A 4,724-nucleotide genomic window follows, 5' to 3' on the forward strand; every position below is an offset into this window, starting at 1 on the left:
GATGGGTGTAGCGCGACAGATACGCCAGAACGGCCTCGGGTCCGGCGAAGGGTGGCTTGGCGTAGACGAACCAGTTCTTCTTTCTGAGCGGCACCAGGAATTTAACAAAGTCGCTGCGCTCGCTTAAAGAGAACATCCATTCCCAAGGGATTCGTTAACAAAAAGCCAATGGCCCTGTCAAAGCTGCAAAGGCGTCAGATCGAAATGGATCTGAGGCCGACCGTTTCGCTGGAGCAACTGTTGGCCAGCGCGAACCGCATCAAGCCGACGGACCTTCCGGTGGAAAAGTTACCGGAAGACGTCAAAGAGTCCATCCCCGCATTAAAGCCGGGCGTACGACGTTTTCACGGCGTTAAAATTCCGCTCTACTGGTTTCCGTTTCCCTGGCTCAGTTCCGCCTGCGCCGATCGTTTTGGGTACATGTTGTCACCAGCCACCCGCAAGGCAACGAAGTTGCCATTCAATTTCGCCACGCAAGCACTCCTCGGCCAACTCGGTAACATGATGGGAGACGCCGGCCGTGATCCCAATCCTGCATCTGACAATCCTGCTGACGCGGGCGTATCTTCGATCCGGCAGGCTTCACTTATTTTGGTCAGTTCGTGGACCATGACATCACGTTCGACGTCTCGTCGACTCTCGACGCCGAAACCGATGCGAATACGATCAATAACATGCGGAGCCCGACGCTCGATCTGGATTCTGTTTACGGTCGCGGGCCTGGCCTGGATCCGTTTCTCTATGATTTTCCTGCATCCGGTCCAGCCACCGCAATCAAGTTGCACAGGTGCACGAACACGCCTACCGGCTCGGGCGGCCCCAGCAACAACGCTGACCTATCAGGAATGGTCCCGCAGACGAACTGGGAAGTCCCCCGCATGCAGGGTACGAACCCTGCCGTAATCGGTGATCCGCGTAACGACGAAAAAGCTGATCATCGTCCAGTTCCAGCACGCGATGCTGCGTTTCCATAATGCCGTCGTTGACCTGCTGCTTGCAGTAGCATTCGCGGGCGACATCTTCGCAGAGGCCAAGCGAATCGTGACCCATCACTACCAATGGGCCGTGGTGCATGACTTTCTGGAAAGAATCTGCGGAGCGACCGCCGTGAACAACGCAATGACGAGCGTTTCTGCTCCTATCGGCAGTCCGTTCCAAATGCCGGTCGAGTTCGCGGTGGCAGCGTACCGGTTCGGCCACAGCATGGTCCGCGATACCTACTGGGTGAATTTCAACTTCCCGAATGCCACGCTCGGAAAGGTTTTCGAGTTCAATCGCAATCCGCGGCTGCCGGTCTTTTCAAACTGGGTCGTCGACTTCAATGCGTTCTTTGATACCGGAGTGCCAGTGCCGGTTCACAACAAAGCCCGTAAAATCGATAGCTTCATGGCTAATGGATTGGAATCACTGCCCGGTTTCGCGGGAATGATGGCGATTTTGGCCACGCGCAACCTCCGGCGCGCTCTGGCTCTCGGCCTGCCGAGCGGACAGGGCATGGCCAACGCATTCGGCATCACGCCCATGACCACGGCGCAATTGACATCTGGATTGCCGGCGGCCGAAGTGGCTGTGCTGAATTCCAGCGGCGGTTTGCTGCTGAGCAAGACGCCCCTGTGGTATTACGTCCTGCGTGAGGCCGCCGTCCTCCACAGTGGAAATCAGTTGGGTCCGGTCGGCGGCAGGATCGTGGCGGAGACGTTTGTCAGGATCTTGAAGAGGGATGCCTCATCCTATCTGAACGTCGCCGGCGGGTTCACACCTATCCTGCCTTCGTCCACTGCCGGAGACTTCACGGTGGCCGACTTGGTGAACTTCGCCGGGGTAACGCAACCATAGAGGTCGCGTTCACAAAGCCGATGGCGGGACGTTCAGCCGCGCTGACTTCAGCTTTGCTGGCAGACCACGCGCGCAATATGGTCGCAACTTCACGGCCTTGCGCTCCGGCAATGCCAGTAGCGGAAACCGGGAATACCGGGCTGCAAACCACACTGCTGATGTAAAGAACTCAGATCCTATTGTTCTTCCAAAACAGGGGTGTGCGATGTTTTGCGCATCAAGGCGCACGCGACCGCGCGCGTCAAATTGGTAATCCAGAGTCCAACCGCGACTCTCCCGACGAAGTGGAATATGCCTTCGGGTCCTTTCCACCGAGCGATCCCAGCCACCACGGTCCTGAACGGTGGGACATTACATTTACTTTAAGACGTCCTCAACAGATTGCCCTTTCGCTTCTCTCAGTTTTTCAACCTGCTTTTGGGCGTCTTCGATCGCCTTCCCGACCTTCTGTTGCATATTCTTCATGGCTTCGATCTGCATCTCAAATTTTTTGATAAATTCGTCATCGATGACCATTTCATCCTCCAACTACGCGTAGCTCAACGGCTGCCGAGCTCTAAAATAGAGTGATCGGCTGAAACCACCAATCGAACTCATGATCCCCTGTGGTCTTATTGCGCATTGCCAGGAGCGAGATCCCCAATGCCGGTCCGGCATAGAAGTCACCGCTTTTCCACCCAGGCTCGGCTGCAGTCCACTGGTTCGGCGTAAAACCTGTCCAAGAACTCTGGGCGGTGCTTTGACTGGGTCCCGTCAAGATCTTATCAGCTGGGTTCGCGCCGGTGGTAGACTGCACTACCCAGGCCTCGACCCACGTGGGCTCAAAGTTTGGGTGGAGGCCCGTCATCGGACCCGTCGGCCACTCGACTCGACCGTTCGAAAGTTTCTGAAGTGGTGCCCAATTGGCTGGCATGACAAATCTCCAATCTTTGCCGGCGCGAGTTGCCTCGACCGGTACATGGAACAAGAGATGAAGCGGAACTAACCTGTCCCATTTTTCTTAAAATCGACAGGTTTAAACCTTGTCGGCGAATAGTATCTGATTGTTCCCCAATGGCGTTAGTTTAGTCCATTTTCAATATTGAGACAATTAAACCAATAGTACGAGTTGCGGCGCGGGCCGACATCTTTACCTTTCTCGTAACGACAGTGGTCCCCTCCGCAGAGCGCGTACAGGCTAAAGAAAGGACTGGAAAACCAAGACGGAGAAAACGGACTGAGAGTTAATGGTTACGGGCTGGGGCCTGCCTGCCGGACCTGTCATGTGCGCGGGGTTTGTGCAGGATCGAGGCGGGCACAATTCGATTTCACGTCCAGAGAAAGGGCAATGCTGGTCTCTTGTTTCGCGCCGCAGGGGTCGCGACGTTATTTGGAAGTAATCGCGGCCGGAACTGGTACGCTCGAGGATGTCGCCGCGATCGCGGCTAGCCAAGATGCTACCGCTCTCAACGTCGAGATGAGCATGCAGGAATTGAGCGGCTATCGCGACGCATTGCGAGAGGCCCGTGGCAAGACCGCTGCCGATCGGCTTGACGCGATCATCTACGGTAAGTTTGGAAAGGACAGGTTGCGCAGGCTGCTTGGGCAGCTCGTGCATTCTTGCAACGGCCTTGACCAATTGCCCGAGAGCGCGCCGGCAGAGGCGGCAGCGATTCTGAAAGCTATCGAAGCGCTCAATGTCAAGATCGTCGGCCTCCATGACAAGATTCTTGGATTTACAAACTGACTTCGCCGAGAGGATCAGCTCAAAGCCATCCTTGATCGCGCCGCCCCTTCTAACTGCCTACGACGCTCGGTTCTTTTAGTTTCAGATGTTGGCTTTAACACGGATCGCAACGTTCTATCGTTCATAAGCTTAGGGCCCACTCTGGCAACGTCTGCTTTCAGGTGGCACTAAATTCGATGTGAATGACCGACATGAGGCGCGAAGCCGTCATTCCGGCGCGGGAGTTCTGCGCTCAATCGTTCCTCGTCGGAAATATCGACAGGATTAAAGGCGCCTGCGACCGCACCAACGCGCACTGATACAAGAGCCAAAAACTCCGATGAGCAAACAGCGCGACACTGCACGAGGGCGAGATTGCAAGATCCACAGCAATACTCATCGGCAAAAAATTAACCATCTGTTAACCTTCCGCCGCATATATCGTTGAAACGAAAAATTAACTTAGATGACCAAAGTGCTAACAGATTCTCAATCAATTCGGCTTAAAGGCCGCTCGTTTCTTGCCCTTGTGCTTGCGCCCGAAGCACCGATCGATCATTGGCTGGCGCGACTAGACGACCTCGCATCGCGTTCTGCAGGCTTTTTCTTGGGTAAGCCGATCGTTCTAGACGTTGAGCACCTCCAAACTGACCGTGCTGAGCTAACGCTCCTGATCAACGAGCTTGCAAAGCGTGGGGTATCGCTCATGGGGATTGAAGGTGCCCGCCCTTCACTGCTTGCTCCTGGTATGCCACCAGCCTTGAAGGGTGGGAAATCTGCAACGGATTTCCAAGCTCCGGCGCAAAATGCAGCAATAGAATTATCCACCGGAAACAACGAACCTCCGGTACCGCCAACGAGTTCTCCCGGCGGCGCGCAAATCCGTGTGATGCCGTCGATCATCATAAAAGAGCCTGTGCGATCAGGGCAATCGGTGATCTTTCCTGAGGGCGATGTAACGATCATCGGGTCAGTCGCCTCGGGCGCTGAAATAGTCGCGGGTGGCTCAATCCACGTCTATGGCACGCTGCGAGGACGGGCCATGGCGGGATCAGCCGGAAACGCATCGGCACGCATTTTTTTGCCGCAAACTTGAAGCGGAACTGTTGGCCATTGATGGCCTCTACAAGACTGCGGAAGATATGGAGCCTCGATTTCGGGGGAAAGCCGTACAGCTGTGGCT

3 protein-coding genes and 2 pseudogenes are annotated in these 4,724 nt (G+C 55.4%); 3 read left to right on the plus strand and 2 right to left on the minus strand.

Features of this window, described 5'->3' with window-relative positions; all coding sequences use genetic code 11:
• Positions 1-97 (minus strand): annotated as a pseudogene (locus tag AAAB35_RS26265) (transposase); the annotation flags it as partial.
• 809 nt (positions 98-906) lie between these two features.
• Here AAAB35_RS26265 and AAAB35_RS26270 point away from each other — a divergent pair.
• A complete protein-coding gene (locus AAAB35_RS26270; RefSeq protein WP_340671281.1) occupies positions 907-1,836 on the plus strand; it encodes a peroxidase family protein in 930 nt (309 codons plus the stop codon).
• A gap of 357 nt (positions 1,837-2,193) precedes the next feature.
• On the opposite strand, the gene AAAB35_RS26275 is transcribed toward AAAB35_RS26270, so the two are convergent.
• A complete protein-coding gene (locus AAAB35_RS26275) occupies positions 2,194-2,352 on the minus strand; it encodes a hypothetical protein (protein ID WP_170117156.1) in 159 nt (52 codons plus the stop codon).
• Positions 2,353-3,205: 853 nt separating this feature from the next.
• On the opposite strand from AAAB35_RS26275, the gene AAAB35_RS26280 reads away from it, so the two are divergent.
• Together AAAB35_RS26280 and minC are read left to right on the plus strand one after the other, a co-directional pair.
• The gene (locus AAAB35_RS26280) at positions 3,206-3,562 is read left to right on the plus strand and encodes a hypothetical protein (RefSeq protein WP_340671282.1); all 357 of its coding nucleotides are present in this window, start codon (positions 3,206-3,208) and stop codon (positions 3,560-3,562) included.
• 445 nt (positions 3,563-4,007) lie between these two features.
• Positions 4,008-4,724, plus strand: a pseudogene (gene minC, locus AAAB35_RS26285) (septum site-determining protein MinC); the annotation flags it as partial.

It is taken from the genome of Phyllobacterium sp. (assembly GCF_037994425.1).
In the GTDB taxonomy this organism is placed as follows: domain Bacteria; phylum Pseudomonadota; class Alphaproteobacteria; order Rhizobiales; family Rhizobiaceae; genus Phyllobacterium.